General features: G+C 29.6%; 13 protein-coding genes and 4 pseudogenes. 11 read left to right on the top strand and 6 right to left on the bottom strand.

Features of this window, described 5'->3' with window-relative positions; translation table 11 throughout:
* Positions 1–32 precede the first annotated feature (32 nt).
* The 5 genes and pseudogenes from rpsT to ACWUD1_RS01140 all read left to right on the top strand — a co-directional run bounded on the left by rpsT (position 33) and on the right by ACWUD1_RS01140 (position 2,972).
* Positions 33–290, top strand: a complete 258-nt coding sequence (rpsT, locus tag ACWUD1_RS01160; protein ID WP_472756727.1) for a 30S ribosomal protein S20 — start codon at positions 33–35, stop codon at positions 288–290.
* An 11-nt stretch (positions 291–301) separates the two neighbouring features.
* Positions 302–628: an HU family DNA-binding protein gene (locus tag ACWUD1_RS01155; protein WP_472756726.1), complete on the top strand. Its 327-nt coding sequence runs from the start codon at positions 302–304 to the stop codon at positions 626–628.
* A 3-nt stretch (positions 629–631) separates the two neighbouring features.
* Complete coding sequence (locus ACWUD1_RS01150; RefSeq protein ID WP_472756725.1) at positions 632–1,039, top strand: bactofilin family protein; 408 nt, start codon at positions 632–634, stop codon at positions 1,037–1,039.
* Positions 1,040–1,125: 86 nt separating this feature from the next.
* Positions 1,126–2,669 (top strand): annotated as a pseudogene (rho, locus tag ACWUD1_RS01145) (transcription termination factor Rho).
* Between the two features lie 57 nt (positions 2,670–2,726).
* Positions 2,727–2,972 (top strand): type B 50S ribosomal protein L31, encoded by a 246-nt coding sequence (locus ACWUD1_RS01140; RefSeq protein WP_472756724.1) that lies wholly within the window; start codon positions 2,727–2,729, stop codon positions 2,970–2,972.
* An 89-nt stretch (positions 2,973–3,061) separates the two neighbouring features.
* On the opposite strand, the pseudogene ACWUD1_RS01135 reads toward ACWUD1_RS01140, so the two are convergent.
* A pseudogene (locus ACWUD1_RS01135) lies at positions 3,062–5,976 on the bottom strand (insulinase family protein).
* A gap of 12 nt (positions 5,977–5,988) precedes the next feature.
* Positions 5,989–6,702, bottom strand: coding sequence for a hypothetical protein (locus tag ACWUD1_RS01130; RefSeq protein WP_472756723.1), 714 nt, complete (start codon positions 6,700–6,702; stop codon positions 5,989–5,991).
* A 146-nt stretch (positions 6,703–6,848) separates the two neighbouring features.
* Here ACWUD1_RS01130 and serS point away from each other — a divergent pair.
* Positions 6,849–8,124, top strand: a pseudogene (serS, locus tag ACWUD1_RS01125) (serine--tRNA ligase).
* On the opposite strand, the gene dusA reads toward serS, so the two are convergent.
* The gene (dusA, locus tag ACWUD1_RS01120; RefSeq protein ID WP_472756722.1) at positions 8,114–9,121 is read right to left on the bottom strand and encodes a tRNA dihydrouridine(20/20a) synthase DusA; all 1,008 of its coding nucleotides are present in this window, start codon (positions 9,119–9,121) and stop codon (positions 8,114–8,116) included. The pseudogene serS and the gene dusA overlap by 11 nt on opposite strands.
* A 70-nt stretch (positions 9,122–9,191) precedes the next feature.
* Here dusA and ACWUD1_RS01115 point away from each other — a divergent pair, with 70 nt between their 5' ends.
* The 5 genes and pseudogenes from ACWUD1_RS01115 (at position 9,192) to ACWUD1_RS01095 (ending at position 14,439) form a co-directional block, all read left to right on the top strand.
* On the top strand, positions 9,192–9,890 hold the full coding sequence (locus ACWUD1_RS01115) for an SIMPL domain-containing protein (protein ID WP_472756721.1): 699 nt from the start codon (positions 9,192–9,194) through the stop codon (positions 9,888–9,890).
* A gap of 20 nt (positions 9,891–9,910) precedes the next feature.
* Positions 9,911–10,591: pseudogene (locus ACWUD1_RS01110) on the top strand (6-phosphogluconolactonase); the annotation flags it as partial.
* Complete coding sequence (locus ACWUD1_RS01105) at positions 10,586–11,815, top strand: flagellar motor switch protein FliG (RefSeq protein ID WP_472756907.1); 1,230 nt, start codon at positions 10,586–10,588, stop codon at positions 11,813–11,815. The pseudogene ACWUD1_RS01110 and the gene ACWUD1_RS01105, both read left to right, overlap by 6 nt.
* Positions 11,815–13,596, top strand: coding sequence for an alanine--tRNA ligase (locus ACWUD1_RS01100; RefSeq protein ID WP_472756720.1), 1,782 nt, complete (start codon positions 11,815–11,817; stop codon positions 13,594–13,596). The genes ACWUD1_RS01105 and ACWUD1_RS01100 overlap by 1 nt, the downstream gene beginning before the upstream one ends.
* Positions 13,597–13,617: 21 nt before the next feature.
* Positions 13,618–14,439, top strand: a complete 822-nt coding sequence (locus ACWUD1_RS01095) for a ZIP family metal transporter (protein ID WP_472756719.1) — start codon at positions 13,618–13,620, stop codon at positions 14,437–14,439.
* On the opposite strand, the gene pstB is transcribed toward ACWUD1_RS01095, so the two are convergent.
* From pstB to pstC, 3 genes are read right to left on the bottom strand one after another with little or no spacing between them, the layout of a single operon-like run.
* Positions 14,440–15,204: a phosphate ABC transporter ATP-binding protein PstB gene (pstB, locus tag ACWUD1_RS01090; protein WP_472756718.1), complete on the bottom strand. Its 765-nt coding sequence runs from the start codon at positions 15,202–15,204 to the stop codon at positions 14,440–14,442.
* Positions 15,205–15,208: 4 nt separating this feature from the next.
* Positions 15,209–16,747, bottom strand: coding sequence for a phosphate ABC transporter permease PstA (gene pstA / locus ACWUD1_RS01085; RefSeq protein ID WP_472756717.1), 1,539 nt, complete (start codon positions 16,745–16,747; stop codon positions 15,209–15,211).
* The gene (gene pstC, locus ACWUD1_RS01080) at positions 16,744–17,652 is read right to left on the bottom strand and encodes a phosphate ABC transporter permease subunit PstC (RefSeq protein WP_472756716.1); all 909 of its coding nucleotides are present in this window, start codon (positions 17,650–17,652) and stop codon (positions 16,744–16,746) included. Before pstC ends, pstA begins: the two co-directional genes overlap by 4 nt.
* Positions 17,653–17,728: the final 76 nt, after the last annotated feature.

Here is a 17,728-nt window from a genome sequence, read left to right as displayed (position 1 = left end):
AATACCATATTTGCTGAATTAAGGAGTTTGATTTGGGTAATAATCCATCAGCATTAAAACGAGCTCGTCAAAATTTGAAGCGAAATTTACGAAATGTAAGTGTTAAGAGTGAATTAAAAACAATTGAAAAGCGTTGTGTAAATCTGATAAGAGAAGGTAAGAGAGAGGAAGCACTTGAGTTTTTTAAGTTTGTTTCAAAGAAATTAGATACTGCTGCTAGAAAAAGAATAATTCATAGAAATAAGGCTGCGCGTAAAAAATCAAATTTAAATGTTTTGTTATTACGATAAGGAACTAGTTTATGTCTTTTTCAAGAAGACCCAAAGTTACTAAATCAAATATTGTTAATCAAATATTTTTAAATATTAAAAAAAGTAATGATAAATTAGAAAAAAAGTACATAAGACTTGTGATTGATGCTTTTTTTGAAGAACTTAAAAATAATCTTTGTCTTAATAATATCATAGAGTTTAGATCTTTTGGAACATTCGAGTTGCGAAAAAGAAAAGGTCGTCAAAATGCCCGCAATCCTCAGACAGGCGAATATGTTAATGTTGATGATCACCATGTTGCTTATTTCCGTCCAGGTAAAGATTTAAAAGAACGAGTATGGAGCATTAAGGGATAGTTAATGCCTATTAGTTTGAAAGATTCTTATAAATGGGATTGTAAGCTAGATGCAAGTTTAATTTTCAGAGGAAAGTTAAAGTTTGATGGTGCTTTATATCTTGATTCTTCTTTTGAAGGTGAGATTTTTTCCCAAAGTGGCCTACTTTTTATAGGCAAGAATGGCAAAGTTATTACAGACGTAGTAATTTGTGATACGTTAGTAGTAGAAGGAATTTTAAAGGGAAATGTTAATGCTAGCAGTAAGGTTTATTTAAATAATGGTTGTAAGGTATATGGTGATGTTAAGACAAGAAAAATATTTATCAATGATAATATAGTCTTTGATGGTAAGTGTGAAATGATTAAATCTAGCGAGAGCATAGATTTATTTTCTTTTACAGTTTCTCAATTAAAAGATACTTTTCAATGAATTAGCATTATGTTTATTTAATGGTTAAGTATTGTTTTTAATAAAATAAATACCCTTCTTAAAATTTGTCTCATAGAGGAAAGATTATGGATAAAAAATATGAGGAATTTGATTTAGAGGATGAAATGAAGCGCTTAAACTCTTCTAAGGAATTAAAAATTGATGATAATTCTAGAAAAAAAGTGGTTAAGGTTGTCACTAAAAAAGAATCTATTTCTACTGGACTTAAAAATTCTGATATTGATAAATTAAAAGAATCTAATGAGGTTTCATCAGATTTTGATTATGATATACCTGATCCAGCTTTAGAAAGCAGCATTCAGACTTTTGAACAAAGTAATATTATTAATTTTTTGGGTGGTAAGGATTTTATAGTTATTGATAGTCTTTATGATAAGCCAATTACCGAGGTCAGAAAAGTTGTTGAGGGCCTTGGTACTAATCATACTATTGCAGTAACAATGAAAAAGACAGAGTTAATATTTTTACTTGTTAAAATATTAACTGAACATAATATTAGTGTTTTATTTACTGGGGTCCTTGATGTGTTAAGTGATGGGTATGGTTTTTTACGTACGGCTTCTAACTCTTATCTCTCAGGAGGTAATGATGTTTATGTTTCACCGTCTCAGATTAGGCTTTTTAATTTAAGGACGGGTGATATTTTATATGGTCAAATCAAATCTCCAAGGGATGGTGAGAGATTTTTTGCAATGATTAAGATTAAAAGCATTAATGATCAAATCCCACGTTTGCTCAAAATAGAATCCCTTTTGATAATTTAACCCCTTTATATCCTAGTTCAAAGTTGAATCTTGAATATGAAAATTGTAATATCTCTACAAGGCTTATTAATCTTTTTTCTCCTATTGGAAAAGGACAAAGAGCATTAATAGTATCACCCCCAAAGGCTGGTAAAACTACTTTGCTTCAAAAAATAGCTAATGCGATCACTACCAACTATCCTGACATTATTTTAATGATTTTACTCATTGATGAGAGACCTGAAGAGGTTACTGACATGATACGTGGTGTTAAGGGTGAAGTAATTGCATCTAATTTTGATGAGCAAGCTAGCAGACATGTGCAGGTTGCAGAGATGGTTATTGAGAAGGCAAAAAGACTTGTTGAGAATAAAAAGGATGTTGTTATTCTGCTAGATTCTATTACAAGACTTGCAAGAGCTTATAATCAGACCATGCCAACTTCTGGCAAGATCCTTTCAGGAGGAGTTGATTCTAATGCTTTACATAAACCTAAGAGATTTTTTGGTTCTGCCAGAAATATAGAAGAAGGTGGAAGTCTTACCATTATAGCCACAGCTTTAGTTGATACTGGAAGCAAGATGGATGAAGTCATTTTTGAAGAATTTAAGAGTACTGGTAACATGGAGTTAATTCTTGACAGGAGTTTGGCTGATAGAAGGCTTTTCCCTGCTATTAATATCAAAAAGTCAGGAACAAGGAAGGAAGAGTTGTTATTAAGTGAAGAGGAACGTTCTAAGATTTTACTTATTAGAAAAATTTTAGGCAGTGTCGATGATTATGAAGGAGTTGAGGCTTTAGTTGAAAAAATGAAAAAGAGTAAAAATAATGAAATTTTTCTAAAAACCATGAGTAATGGGGATTAGTAAAATTGACTTTGTTTAAGATTTAGAATAAACTTTGATTAAATTAAGAGAGGCTTTATGAAAAAAGATATACATCCTATTAGTAATTTAGTAGTATTTAAGGATGGCGCTAATGGTACTATGTTTTTAACTAAATCTACTTTAACTTCAAAGGAAACAATTAAATATAGTGATAATAAGGAATACCCATTAATTACTGTTGAAATTACAAGCAAATCACATCCTTTTTATACGGGCCAACAAAAATTTGTGGATGCAGCAGGTAGAATAGATAAATTCAACAAAAAGTATAAAAAAGGTTAAATAAATTAATATATTAATTTATATATAAATTTGTAGCTTTTATTTATAATTTTTATTTCAACTTTTACTTTGTTGTTTTTTATATGTAGTTAGTATATTTTTTTTACCCTATATTTTTTTCCGATAAGTGATTCTAGTTTTTCTTTTTCGTTTTCATAAGTTGCAGTGTTAATGAGTGCTGTAATGCTATTTTTTTGTTTTACTTGATGTAGTACTTGTTCAGCTGTATCTTTAATGTCGATACTTGTTGTTTGAAAGTAAGCATCTCTTATATCTTGTCTTAACTTATCACTAATGTTTAACATTTTTCTCTTATAGCTTGCTAGTATTTCTGCGGATTTAGTTTTTACGTTTGTGCTAAGACCAATCATTCCTACTAGATATGTGTAAAGCTCTTCATTTTTTATTTCACTATTAGCTAGTTCCTCTAATGATGCTTCAAAAGCCTGATATGTTTTGACAAAGTTTGGATCTCTATACGATGTAAAAGAAAAAATTCCATTTGTAATTGATGCAAATGCGCCATATGCCCCACCAATTACCCTTACTTTTTCCCATAAGATTCCGCTTTTTAATATATGTGTTAGAAAATTTATTTTAGGATAATTTGTATCTGTTATTTTATGGCTTACAAAACTCATTGAGTTAAAAGATATTTTTGATGGAATTAGAATTACTTCTTTTAAATTGTAGTTTGTTGGTTGTATTGTAATTGAGTTATCAATATAATTTTGTTCACTTAAACTTTCTCTTAGTTTAAATAATTCACTTTCTAATTTTTTAATGACATCATTGGTGTTCCCTATAAGTAGTGATGATATGTTACTTTTAAAAATTATTTTATTTCTTAAGTTTTCTAAATTACATGCGATTTCTTTTAAAGAGTCTGTGTCTGTTTTGATTTTTTGCCAGTACTCTCTTCCTGTAATTCCAAGTTGAAGTTCGCATAAGTATTTGCTTTGATTTAATTTTGATTCCGATCTTGTTGTTGCAAAGATATGCCCCTTAGGGATTAATATTGATTTAAAATCGTTTTTTAGACTTAAGATTATTTCTTTTAATTTTTTATAATCATGAAAGTTGATATTGATTAGAATTTCTTTAATTAATATAAATGATTCTTGGATTTTGTTGTTAAATGATTTGAAGTTTATGTTAAATAAATTTAACATATTTTCATGAAGATCTTCTTCATAACTCTCGTATATATTGAGTTGTCCCAAGGTATTTTGAATTTTGTTATTTATTTCTACATATGAATAATTCTGAGTAGATAACTCTTGGATAGATCTTTTAAGTAAGGAAAGAAGCATGAAATCTTCTTTTTGAAGAAGATTTAATTTAAAAAATAAATATACGTTAAAGATATGATTATTTTTCTTTAATACAAATGTGTGTGCCTTAAGTTCAGGAGTTTCATTAAGACTTAAACTTTTTTCAATTTCTTTTGGCAAATCTTCTGTTTTTATCATAGGAAGTTTAGAAATGTCAGATTTTAAATCGACCTTTTTTTGGTATTCTTTAAATCGGTTATAATCTTCTTTAAACTCTGCAAGTTTTTCTGGATCTTTCTTAATTTCAATTTCTCTATCCATTAATTTTTTTTCAATCTTATCTTCCATTTCTTTAAGGATTGTATCTGATGGATTGAAATGAATTAAAGTATAATGATTATTATTGAGTAAATATTTTTCTATAAGGTTTTCAAAATAAGGTTCTCCTCTTTTTAGTTTACTTTTGATCTCATCTAGATGATAATTGATTTTTAAAGTTTCGGCTGGATGCATACTATGTATCCAGCCCCTAAAACTTTTGATCATTAAAGAAATGGGCCACCCTTGTCCTTTTTCTTCTTTTAATGCAAATTCATAACCAAAGAGAATACCTTGTATTAATTCTTTTGGAATTTTTGTTTTAACAAGATTTTTAAGTTCATTAAAAACCATATTTTTAAATTTTTCTATTTTACCTGGAAGTACGTTTTGCAATCCAAATGAAAATACACATTCTTTTATGTCTGTATTGATACCACTAACATTAGCTATTACATCACCAATTTCACTCTTTAACATATTGATAGTAAACTGACAGGAGCTATCTAATAGAATTTCTGATAAGATTGTAAGTCCAATATTTTCCTTTATATTTGTAATGTCAGTACATAACCAATTTATTGCATATACTCCAAGTGTATTTTCAGTTTCTTTTGGGATATCGTAACTTAATATCTTGCTTTTTGTCCATTTTGTGATCTTATCTATATTATAATTAATGTTTAATTTTTCTCTTTTGTAAGGTCTAATTATATATTTTTCAATAAAATTAAGATTTTTATTAGTATCAATATTCCCAAATAAAAATATTTTGCAGTTTTCTAGTGTATAGTATTTTTCATAAAATTCGATAAATTCTTCATATGTAAGATCAATGATATTGATAGGGTTGCCCCCAGAATCATATTGATAGGTGCCCTCACAAAAGAGGGAATTGGTAGCAATTTCATTAATCAAGGAATTTTTATTGGAATAGTTCCCTTTCATTTCATTTAAGACAATACCAGATAATTTAAAATTAGTTGGGTTTATATTATAACCTTCTTGCATGAAGGCTTCTTTTTTAAGTAATGGATTAAAAATAGCATCAGCATATATTTTAAACAAGTTAAAATAATCTTTTTGAATGGTAGATGCTGCTGGATAGAGAGTCTTATCTGGAAATGTCATTGCATTTAAGAAAGTATTTAAACTTCCTTTCATTAGGTAAAGGAAAGGATCTTAATCCTATATTTGTTTGAGCCACAAAAAATCGTGTGTTCTAGAATGTGAGCAACCCCAGTACTGTTGGTGGGAATAGTTTTAAATGCTATGCCAAAAGCATGTTCTTTAAATGTATTGCTTTTTAATTCAAATATTTCTAATCCACTATCATGTTTAAAGTAGCATCCTTCAGCATCATATTCTTCTAAGTAAGTTTTTGAAATCAAATTGAAAACTTTTTTTTTCATTTGTAATTTATTTTATCCTTGTTTTATGTATTTCATTATTTCGCTTTCATTAAATTCGAATATGTGTTCAGTATTTTCTGTATTGTCCAGATTAAATACATATAATGGGAATTTGATTATGACTTTTTTGTTTTCAAAATAAATTACTGCTTGCTGCAAATCAAAGAGTAATTTATTTGATTGTGTTTTTTCAACTCTTTCTTTAATTTTTTGAGTAAAGTAGGGAAACGCTTCATCTACATTAAGAATGTCATCTGTGTTATAAATATAATCACCATTGTCGCTTATATAATAACTTCTGTAATTGGTTATAGATACATCATTGATTGCTTGAGTGGCATTTACTATTATTGTATAGATACCATATCCATGGTAAATTTCATAGTTTATGTTTAAACTTGGTTTTTGCGAATTTTGCTTAATATTTTGAGCTGCGCTTTCTAAATTTTTAACTATTTCATTTGCATAATTTACAATTTCATCATTGAATGTTTTTATGCTATTTTTTCCTGTTCTGGCATCTATTATTTTAGGTATTCTAATTTTATATTCAAAAAATTCGTTTTTTTCTTCTGATAAAATTGATTGAATGCTCATTGTGTTTTGTTCGTTCAGGGGATCAATATCGTTAAAGCTTATTTTTTTTGTTTTTTTTGTGCATCCTATAAAAATTATCAGTAATGATACTAAAATGAGAATTTTATGGGTCATTGACGATTTTATCATAATATCTCCCGTATGCAGGTTTATTCTGCTATATTTATAATTATTATATAATATTTTTTATATTAATTAATATGATTTTATTTGTCATTTTTTATTTGACTTTTAATTAATTATTTTTTGATTAAATTTTGTTTTGGAGTTCTATTATGCTTGATTTGAAGTTTATAAGAGATAATTTGGAGCTTGTTCAAAAGAATATTAAGGATAGAGGATTAATATTAGACATTACTCTGTTAATCTCACTTGATGATGAACGCAGGAAACTTATTACTAAAATAGGCGAATTGAATGCGGCAAGGAATGAAAATGCTAATCTTATGAAGGGGAAATTAGATAATTCTCGTAAAAACCATTTAATAGAGTCTGGTAAGGCCTTGAAGTCTGAAATTGCAACTTTGGAAGAAAAGTTGAATTGCGTGACATCTAAGCTTTTAATTGAACATAAGCGAGTTCCTAATATTTCTTCTCCTGATGTTCCTATTGGTGAGGGTGAAAATGAGAATACTGTTTTGAAAATATCGGGCAATATTCCAAAATTTAATTTTAAACCGAAAGAATCATCTAGAAATAGGATTTAATTTGGATCTTTTTGATTTTGACAGAGCACGTGAAGTTAGCGGCAATAAGTTTTATTATCTTAAAAATGAAGCTGTTTTTTTAGAGCTTGCATTGATTAATTTTGCTCTAAATAAACTTAAACACAAGGGTTTTGATTTATTCACTACACCTGATGTTGCAAGGGAATTTATAGTTGATGGTATTGGATTTAATCCCCGTGGCGTTGAGAGTAATATTTATAAAATTGAAGATACAGATAAATATCTTGTTGGGACAGCTGAGATTACTCTTGGTGGGTATTACTATAATACTATATTAGACTTGAGAGCTCCACTAAGAATGGCAGGGCTTTCTCATTGTTTTAGGAAAGAGGCCGGAGCAGCCGGACAATTTTCAAAAGGGCTTTATAGGGTACATCAATTTAGTAAGGTTGAGATGTTTTGTTTTTGTAAAAGTGAAGAATCTGATCGTATTCATGATGAATTTTTGGCATTAGAAGAAGAAATTTATACTGATCTTGAAATTCCATATAGAGTTTTAAATGTTTGTTCCTTTGATCTTGGAGCACCAGCCTATAAAAAATATGATATTGAAGCTTGGATGCCGGGTAGAGGGGAGCAGGGTGAATATGGGGAGGTAACTTCAACTTCAAATTGTACAGATTATCAGTCAAGGCGTCTTAAGATTAGATATAAGGATGGTGGTCGGAGTAAGTTTGTACATATGATAAATGGGACAGCAGTAGCATCAACAAGAACTATAATTGCCATACTTGAAAACTTTCAGGATGAAAGAGGAGGAGTAAGAATTCCTAAGAATTTGGTTAAATATACAGGTTTTGATTATATATCACCTAAGAATTAGATTTTAAAGTGTCTTCTCTTAATTTTTCAATTGCTTTTAATAAGATTTCATGACTCTTAAGATTTTTGGGAAAAGGTGCACTTAAAGCTTGTCTAAATTTGCGAGCATCTTCTTTTGCAAATACTAGACCCATTATATGTTTTAATACAGTATTAGTTGAAAAGTATGCATTGTATTCTTTAATATATTGTACCATTTTTAATAATATTGCTTCTCTTGTTGGAATTTTTTCTTTCTCACTTAAAAATTCTCTTGAAATTTTTGCAATGAAATATGGATTTTGTGCAGCAGCTCTTCCAATCATTACAGAGTCTACATGAGAGAGATGTTTTTCTATCTGTGCACTGTTGTTAATTCCTCCATTTATTTCGATAAATGTATTATTATATTCTTGTTTTAGGTGATATACAAAGTCATGCTTGAGTTCTGGAATGTTTTGATTGTCTTTAGGGGAGTATCCATTAAGTATGGCTATTCGTGCATGAATAGTAAAATTTTTTATTTCAAATTCTATGATCTTTTCTACAAATTGTTTAAGTTCTCTATAGTCTTCTTCGTGGTATTCTTTTTTATTTTCTCTTATTCCTATTCTGTGTTTAATTGAAATAGGTTTATTTGTATTTTTTTGCATAGCTTGCAAGATTTTGCCTACTTTAATTGGAGTTCGCATCAGACAGGCACCATAATTTACATTTTGTACTCGAGATGATGGGCAGCCAACATTAAGATTGTATTCATCAAAGTTAAATTTATTTTCAAGGATTTCTATGGCTCTTGCAGCATCATTTTCACAGTTCGTTGCTATTTGAATTGCAATTGGAGAATCAGTGGGAGTTTGTTTTACAACTGAGTTTAAATTGCCCATAATAATTGATTTTGCAGAAATCATAGGTGTATATAGGGTAACTTTTTTTGATAGTAGTCGTATTAGATATCTAAAATGTTCATCGGTAATGTCTACCATTGGTGCTATTGCTATTTTTCTGTTTATTAGCATAGCATAATATGCTAAAATAAATTACTTTATTTTACAATAACTATGTTTGTCAAAATTGGAGGTACAGTGTATGTTGAGGGAGAAAAGTATATTGTTTTTATTATCGGTTTTAATTTGTATAATGGTGCCAGTTATCATATTTGTTGGCATAAAAAGCATTGGGACTAGAAATGGAAGCTATGTTACTGTTAAAGGGTTAAGTGAAAGAGAGGTTTACTCAACTTCTGCGAATTGGCATTTGGAATATGAGTTAAATGGAAATACTGTAGATGAACTTAATAAATTAAATAATGCAAATTATTTAACAATAAAAAACTTTTTTGTGAACAACTATGGATTTAATGAAGATGATATATATATTAGAAATATGACTGTTCGTGCATTAAATTATCGTGAGGCTCTTTATAAGTATGTCTCTCAAGTATCGTTGGGTATTTATACTAAAGATGTTGATAAAATGAGGCAAGCAAGCAAAGATATTATTAAGCTTTACAATAAGGGAGTGATTTTTAGTAGCGATTTTGGGCCAAGTTATTATTTTGATAATATTAATGATGTTAAACCAGAAATGTTAGCAGATTCTGTTAAAAATGCCAAATGGGCAGCTTTGGAATTTGCAAAGAATTCTGGAGCTGTTTTAGGAAAAATTAAAACCGCAAATCAAGGGTATTTTGAATTTCTTCCAGATGATAGGAGTTCAGAAAATCATGAGCGTTATGTAAATAAGATATTAAGGGTCGTGACAACAGTTTCTTATTATTTGGATTAAGCTTATTGGAAGGAATAGTGATGGAGTTTTTATTTTCTAATAAAATGAGTGATTTGAAGCAAAAATTTTTTGATTTTTTTTTGAATAATGTTAATCAAGAGGGGTTTACCAGTATTGGCATTTGTGGTGGTCTTAATATCATTTCTTTTCTTGATATATTTGATGAACAGAATTATTCTCTTAAAAAATCACATTTTTTTTTAGTGGATGAACGTTGTGTTGATTTGAGTAGCAATGATAGTAATTTTAAACTTTTAAATGAAGGATTTTTTTCCAAAATGATAGAAAAGAATTTAATCTGTGAGTCTAATTTGCATCCATTTATTTATAGTGAATCTGATGAAACAACATCTATTCATAATTATAATGTTGAATTTAATTCTAGGTTCACAAGGTTAAATCTTAGTATTTTATCCGTTGGTGTGGATGGTCATGTGGCGTCTATTTTTCCTTCAAGAAAGCTTTTATTTTCTGAAATGGAAGGGTATCAATATGAGTATGAGTCACCAAAGTTTCCAAATAAGCGGATTAGTTTGACTCCTAAATCTTTACTTGCTTCTAAGGTTTCTGTATTGTTGTTTATTGGTCCTGAAAAAAGACCTGCTTTAGAAAATTTTCTAAATTCGGAGGTCTCTTTGAATACATGTCCAGCTAAAATTTTTAAGGATCATGTTCGTTTATTGGTGCTTACAAATATTGAGGGAGTGCATGCAAATCCTAGACTTTCTAAATATCAGAATGTAAAGAATTTAGCAGTAAGGACTTTTAACAGTGTTGGAAGAGAAAATTTTAACAATAATTTTTCTGATAATGAGATACAAGGTTCACTTCTAAGGTCTTGGGTTAATTTTATTAAAAGAGGGAAAAAAAATACTTCCAGTAAATTAACTTCTGATAGCAGGAAAATTGAGAAATCGGGATTTATTCGTAAAGAAAGTAAAATATCAAAGATAGCAAAGTATTTCTTAGCTATTGGCCTTGAAAAATCAGCTGCAATTATGGCTGAGCTTGATGATACTGATATACTTGCTATTACTAGAGAAATTACTAAAATCAAATATATTACTCCTGATGATAAGAAACGAGTTATTCAAGAATTTGAAGAACTCATTAAAAATGAGAAAAAATATTTCAAGATTGATGATAAGTTTACTTATGAATTGTTGAATAGAGCATTAAGTAAGACAAAGGCAAAAGAGATTTATAAAAAAGTTACAGGAATTGATCCGTTTTTGCCTTTTGATTACTTGTCTGGTATTGAAAATGAGCAACTTTGGGCATTAATTAGCAATGAAGATATCAAAACACATGTAATAATATATAATTATTTAACTAAAGAGCAGAAGAAATATGTTTTTTCTATGTTAGATAGGGATATTAAAAAGCAGTTTATTAAGGAACTGGCCAAGCCAAAAAAATTAAATATGAATATAATTGAAATTGTTTCAAATAGATTGAAAAGCAGATTTGAAATGCAGGGAAAACTGAAGACAGAAAAACTTGATGGTTCCAAGATACTTGTTGATATTTTAAGCTATATGGATTCTGAGGATGAAAAGAATCTTTTGAGTAATATTGATATGAAGACTTTTGATCCCATTAAAGATAATGAGATCAAGGAAAAAATATTTGATATTAATGTAATACTTAGAATTACAGATAATGATATGCATAATATTTTAAGAGAATTTGCAGATAATGATATTGCAATTATTATTAAAGATAAGAGTGATGAGATTAGAAATAAAATTCTTTTTAATGTTTCAAGAAGACGCAAAGATATTATTTTAGAAGAAGAATCTTTCTTAAAGAAAGTAAAAAAAAGAGACATAAAATCAATGACTACATCTTTTGTTAATTATATTAAGGAATTAACTTTAAAAGGGGAGTTAGTAATATATAGAAAAAATGAGGAGTTTGTTTAGTGAAACTTGATGAACTACGCGAAAAATACATAGAATTTTTTAAAGACAAGGGACATTGTGAAATTGCAGGCAAGTCTCTCATTCCTGATAATGATTCTACGGTGCTTTTCAATACAGCTGGTATGCAACCTCTTGTGCCTTATCTTCTTGGCGAAATACACCCATTTGGCAATATGTTGGTTAATGTTCAAAAATGTTTAAGAACTGGAGATATTGATGCAGTGGGAGACCTAAGTCATTTAACTTTCTTTGAGATGCTTGGAAATTGGTCTCTTGGTGCATATTTTAAAGAACTTTCTGTGAAGTATAGCTTTGAATTTTTAACTTCATCTAACTATTTGGGTATTGCAAAAGATAAACTTTATGTTAGTGTTTTTGAAGGTGATTCTAATATTCCGCGAGATACAGAGACTGCTCAAGTGTGGGAAAGTCTTGGAATTCCTAAGGATAGAATATTTTATCTTTCAAGGGAGCATAATTTTTGGGGACCTGTTGGAAATGTAGGACCTTGTGGACCGGATACTGAAATATTTGTGGATACAGGGAAGGAAAGATGTTCTAGTACGTGTGATATTACATGTTCTTGCGGCAAGTATTTTGAAATTTGGAATAATGTTTTTATGCAATATAAAAAAAATGAGAATGGTAATTATGAGGAACTAAAACGCAAATGTGTGGATACTGGCATGGGAATTGAGAGGGTCATTACTTTTTTGCAAGGAAAATCTTCAGTTTATGATACTGATGCATTCAGGCCAATAATTGATAGGATAGAGAAAATTTCGGGTAAGATTTATGGCAAAAATTTGGCAGATGATAGGGCCATTCGTATCATTGCTGATCATATTAAGGCTAGTTGTTTTATTTTAGCGGATAATTTTGCAGTTTTTCCTTCTAATATCGGGCAAGGATATGTTTTGAGAAGGATTATTAGAAGAGCCATTAGGTATGCAAAGAAACTTGGAATGGAATCACATGTTTTGGCAAATCTTGTTGATTCTGTTGAGGAGGTTTATAAATCTTTTTATAAAGAATTAACAGAAAAGAAAGATTTTATTAAGGTTGAATTACATGCAGAAGAAGAAAAATTTTTTAAAACTTTGCGTCATGGCGAACAAGAATTTATTAAATTGATTCAACAACTGTCGTCAAAAATAATTCCTGGAGAGGTTTCTTTTAGGCTTTATGATACTTATGGATTTCCTTATGAAATAACTGAAGAACTTGCAACTGAATATGGATTCAGTGTGGATAAAGCAAGTTTTGAAGAGCATTTTAAAAAGCATCAGGAGGTGTCTAGGAAAGGAAGTGATAAGATTTTTAAAGGGGGCCTTGCGGATTCGACATATGAGACTACTAAGTTACATACAGCTACTCATTTGCTTCATAAGGCACTGCAATTAGTTTTAGGTGATCATGCAAGGCAAAAAGGTAGTAATATTACTGCTGAAAGATTAAGATTTGATTTTAGTCATCCTTATAAAATGACAGATGATGAGATAAAAAGGGTTGAAGATATGGTTAATTTACAGATAAAAAATAAATTATCTGTCAGTCGAACTGTAATGAATTTGAATGATGCTTTGGCAAAAGGCGCTATGGCTTTGTTTGGAGAGAAATATGAAGATGTTGTCAGTGTATATGAAATAGATGGTTTTTCAATTGAAGTTTGTGGTGGTCCTCATGTTAAGAATACAGATGAGCTTGGTACTTTTAAGATACAAAAAGAACAAGCTTCATCTTCCGGTGTAAGAAGAATAAGGGCAATTTTGATAGATTAATTCAAGTGTTGGAGGATAATTATGTTTGATCATTTAGGCAATTATTTATTAACTTTACACCCTATTTTTTTAGGGTTTTTAGGTTCTACTTTTACTTGGTTTACTACAGCTTTTGGAGCTGCGGCTGTTTTTTGTTTTAGAAGAGTAAACAATAAAATAATGGATGCTATGCTTGGATTTTCGGCAGGAATTATGATTGCTGCTAGTTTTTTTTCCCTTATTAATCCAGCAATAGAGATGGCAAAAGAGTTGGATTATGTTCCATGGATACCAGCAGTTTTTGGTTTTCTTTTAGGGGCATTTTTTATATATATTGTGGATGTATTTGTACCAGATCTTGATAAATTAGCATTCATTGATGAGGATTTAACCAGACATGGCAAGAAAGATTTTTTGCTTTTTACAGCTGTTACTCTGCATAATTTTCCAGAAGGACTTGCTGTTGGCGTTGCTTTTGGTGCTTTAGCATCTTCTCCTGATATGCATACTTTAGTTGGTGCCATGATTCTTACATTGGGAATTGGTATTCAAAATATGCCAGAAGGCGCTGCAATTTCTTTACCTTTAAGACGAGGTAACGTTCCTTTGTGGAAATGCTTTAATTATGGTCAGATGTCAGGCTTAGTAGAGATTGTTGGAGGTTTTTTGGGATTCTATGCGGTTTATACTTTTACTAGGATTCTGCCCTTTGCTTTATCATTCTCTGCTGGGGCAATGATCTATGTTTCAATTGAGCAGTTGATACCTGAGGCTAAAAGAAAGGACATTGACAATAAGGTCCCAACCGTTTTTGGAGTTGTTGGGTTTGCTTTGATGATGTTTCTTGATGTTTCTCTGGGTTAATTAGCCAAATTTTCCAGTGATATATTCTTCTGTCTTAATATTTTTAGGATTGAAGAATAGATCATCTGTTTGACTTTCTTCTTCAATGTAGCCGTTTAGAAAGAATGCCGTTCTGTCAGATATTCGTCCAGCTTGTTGCATATTATGAGTTACGATGATGATCGTATAACTTTCTTTTAAATTTATTATTAATTCTTCAATTTTACCTGTTGAACTTGGATCAAGAGCAGAAGTAGGTTCATCCATTAATATTACATTAGGCTCAATTGCAAGAGTTCTTGCAATACAGAGTCTTTGTTGTTGACCACCTGAGAGACTTAGTGCATTTCTGTTAAGTTTATCTTTGACTTCATTCCATAGTGCAGCTTTTACTAGTGATTTTTCAACTATTTCATCAAGTTTTTTTTTATCTTTAATCCCATGAATTTTGGGTCCATAACTTATATTATCATAAACTGACATCAAGAATGGATTGGGAGTTTGAAACACCATACCAATTTTTCTTCTAAGTTCTAGCACATCAAAATTATTGGAATAAATACTTTTTCCATCATACATCACTTTTCCTTCTATCTTAACTCCTTCTACTAGGTCATTCATTCTGTTAAGTGTTCTAAGGAATGTTGATTTTCCACAACCTGATGGACCTATTAATGCTGTGATACTATTTCTTCGTATTGAGATGTTGATATTGTTTAATGCTTTAAAGTCTGTATAAAATAAATTTAGATTTTCTGTTTTAATAATTGCTTCGTTTTGATTCATTTGCTTAAATCCTATATATTCTATTGATTAAAAATTTTGATATTAAATTTATTGCGAGTATCATTATTATCAGTATTGATGCTGTTGCAAAACCTTTGTCTAAGTATCCTTCTTGAAATAATAATAATAGATGTACGGTCAAGCTTCTTGAAGGTTCATTTAAGGCACTTGCAAGACCTAAGTTTGTCCCCATTGTAAAAAGAAGTACAGCAGTCTCCCCAAGAGCACGACCTATTGCAAGTACTATTCCTGTCAATATACCTGGACTGGAAGCGGGCAATAAAATTTTCATTATAGTTTCTGTTTTATTAGCACCTAAGGCAACTGAAGCATATTTATATGATTTGGGAATCGATTTTAGAGCTTCTTCAGTTGTTTTAATAATCATTGGCAGTATCATTAAAGAACTTGTTAATGCTCCAGCAAGTATTCCCATACCAAAAATTGGAACAAAAAAGATAAGTCCAAATAGTCCAAAAATAATAGCAGGAATGGAAGATAAGATATCAACACTCATAGATACTGCTTTATGCAATACTTTGTTTGAAGTGTATTCTGCAAGCATTATACCCGTACCAATTCCTATTGAAATTGAAATTATTGCTGTTAATATTAGCACATAGAATGTGTTTAAGATTAAATAAGAAATACCTCCATATTTTCCAGAATTTCTTGGAGTAGATAATATAAAATTTAAGTTTAAAGGCATACTTTTTTTAATATAATATAATTTAAGAAAAGGCGCATCACTTTTATAGAAAGCATGCCAAGGGACAATTGCTATTGTTCCTTCGTTTTTTTCTACTGTTTCTATTGCATTTTGATTGTAATCTGAGTATTTAATGATGCTCAGTTTGATATTTTTGGATATTAATTTATTCCAATCTGATTTTCTTATGAGTAATTCCTTTATATCTTTAAGGCTTAGCATATTAATAATTACATTCTCACTTTTTTGTAGTGTTTTTTTACCTACTAAGATAGACATGGATTTTATTTTTAAGGCTTTAATTTTTGAGTATTTTTTAAAATCTAATTGTTCAAATTCTTCTTTTGGTAGATAACCAATAGCACCTATTGTTTTATTTACAGTTTCTATCATTTCTTCATTGGATTTTACAATATTTATGTATCTGTTATTAAATTTATCATCTTCAGTAAAAGTTTGTTTTATGATTATACTGGAAGGATTTGATTGTGAATTTGCAATTGGGACTATATTCATACTTTGATCCGATATGCTTCCCCAGTGTGAGATTTTATTATTATATATATTATATATGTCTTGAGTAGTAATTTCTTCTGTTTTTATGTCCTTATTAATAATAAAGGCAATTTTTATTGTTTGATTATTGAATGTAAATGGTAAAAAATGTTTTGTTTCATCTAAAAATAGAGTTTGTTTTTTATAGGTAAAGAATAGTGAATTATATACAATATAAGATATTAGAAAGAATAGTATTGCTATTAAAAAATAAGCCATGAATCTGATTATGCAAAATGCAATTTTATTGAGTAATTTATTTATTTTAATGGTGTTCATTTGATTTTTAGCCTTTTAGATGAAGATAGAATAAAATGTTTAATTGAATTTATTATTATTACTAGTAGTAATAAAGCCAGAGCTGTGGAAAATAAGGCTTCTCTATGGGTTCCAGATGCATATCCCATGTCTATTGCGATATTTACTGTTAGTGTCCTAATGGGTGAAAATATATTTTTTATAAATAAAGGTGATCCACCCCCAACCATTAAAACTGCAATTGTCTCTCCTATAGCCCTTCCAACTGCTAGTATTGTTCCTGCTAAGATACCTTTGCTTGCTGAAGGAATCATTACTTTGTATATTGTTTGCCAGTCTGTTGCGGCTAATGCAAGAGACGCTAATTTGTATGATTTGGGAACGGCTTTAAGGGATGTGTATGAAACACTAATTATTGTTGGAAGTATCATTATGCTTAGAACTATTATTGAAGTTATTAAATTATATCCCAAATTATCTTCTCGTCTAAAGGTGTTTTTTATAAGTGTGGCTATAAACGTACTTCCAAAAAAGCCATACACTACGCTTGGGATTCCTGCTAAGAGTTCTATTATGGTTTGTAATGTTTTTTGATAAATACCTTTGGTTTTCTCCGACATATAAATTGCAAACCCAAGTCCAATTGGTAATGCGATTAAAATAGAGAAGAATGTGGTTAAAGCTGAATTTATAATGAAAGATAAAATACCGTAAGATTTTTGTAATTTGCTAGTAGGATCCCAGTTAGCGCTAAGTAAAAAATTTAAAATTTTAATTTTATTATTGATAAAAGGTGATATTCCATTTTTAATGATGAATAAGATTAATAATAATATTGTCAGAGTACTAGTTACTGTGGACACTAAGATAAAACAGTTGAAAGCCAACCTAACAATATTTCTTTTTGTCTTTAAGGTTAATTTCATTCTTTAAAAGAGTCCTCTATAAAAATCCAACTTTGTAAGTTTGTCTTACTTTAGATCTTTAAATCAAGCTAATCAA

The sequence above is a fragment of the Borrelia tillae genome (genome assembly GCF_055693965.1).
This window is presented reverse-complemented; position numbering and strand designations above follow the sequence as displayed.

Excerpts from the sequence above, each read along its gene's own strand:
- ACWUD1_RS01155 (WP_472756726.1), top strand. The coding sequence starts at position 302 with ATGTCTTTTTCAAGAAGACCCAAAGTTACTAAATCAAATATTGTTAAT.
- ACWUD1_RS01150 (WP_472756725.1), top strand. The coding sequence starts at position 632 with ATGCCTATTAGTTTGAAAGATTCTTATAAATGGGATTGTAAGCTAGAT.
- ACWUD1_RS01140 (WP_472756724.1), top strand. The coding sequence starts at position 2,727 with ATGAAAAAAGATATACATCCTATTAGTAATTTAGTAGTATTTAAGGAT.
- ACWUD1_RS01130 (WP_472756723.1), bottom strand. The coding sequence starts at position 6,702 with ATGATAAAATCGTCAATGACCCATAAAATTCTCATTTTAGTATCATTA.
- dusA (WP_472756722.1), bottom strand. The coding sequence starts at position 9,121 with ATGCTAATAAACAGAAAAATAGCAATAGCACCAATGGTAGACATTACC.
- ACWUD1_RS01115 (WP_472756721.1), top strand. The coding sequence starts at position 9,192 with ATGTTGAGGGAGAAAAGTATATTGTTTTTATTATCGGTTTTAATTTGT.
- ACWUD1_RS01095 (WP_472756719.1), top strand. The coding sequence starts at position 13,618 with ATGTTTGATCATTTAGGCAATTATTTATTAACTTTACACCCTATTTTT.
- pstB (WP_472756718.1), bottom strand. The coding sequence starts at position 15,204 with ATGAATCAAAACGAAGCAATTATTAAAACAGAAAATCTAAATTTATTT.
- pstA (WP_472756717.1), bottom strand. The coding sequence starts at position 16,747 with ATGAACACCATTAAAATAAATAAATTACTCAATAAAATTGCATTTTGC.
- pstC (WP_472756716.1), bottom strand. The coding sequence starts at position 17,652 with ATGAAATTAACCTTAAAGACAAAAAGAAATATTGTTAGGTTGGCTTTC.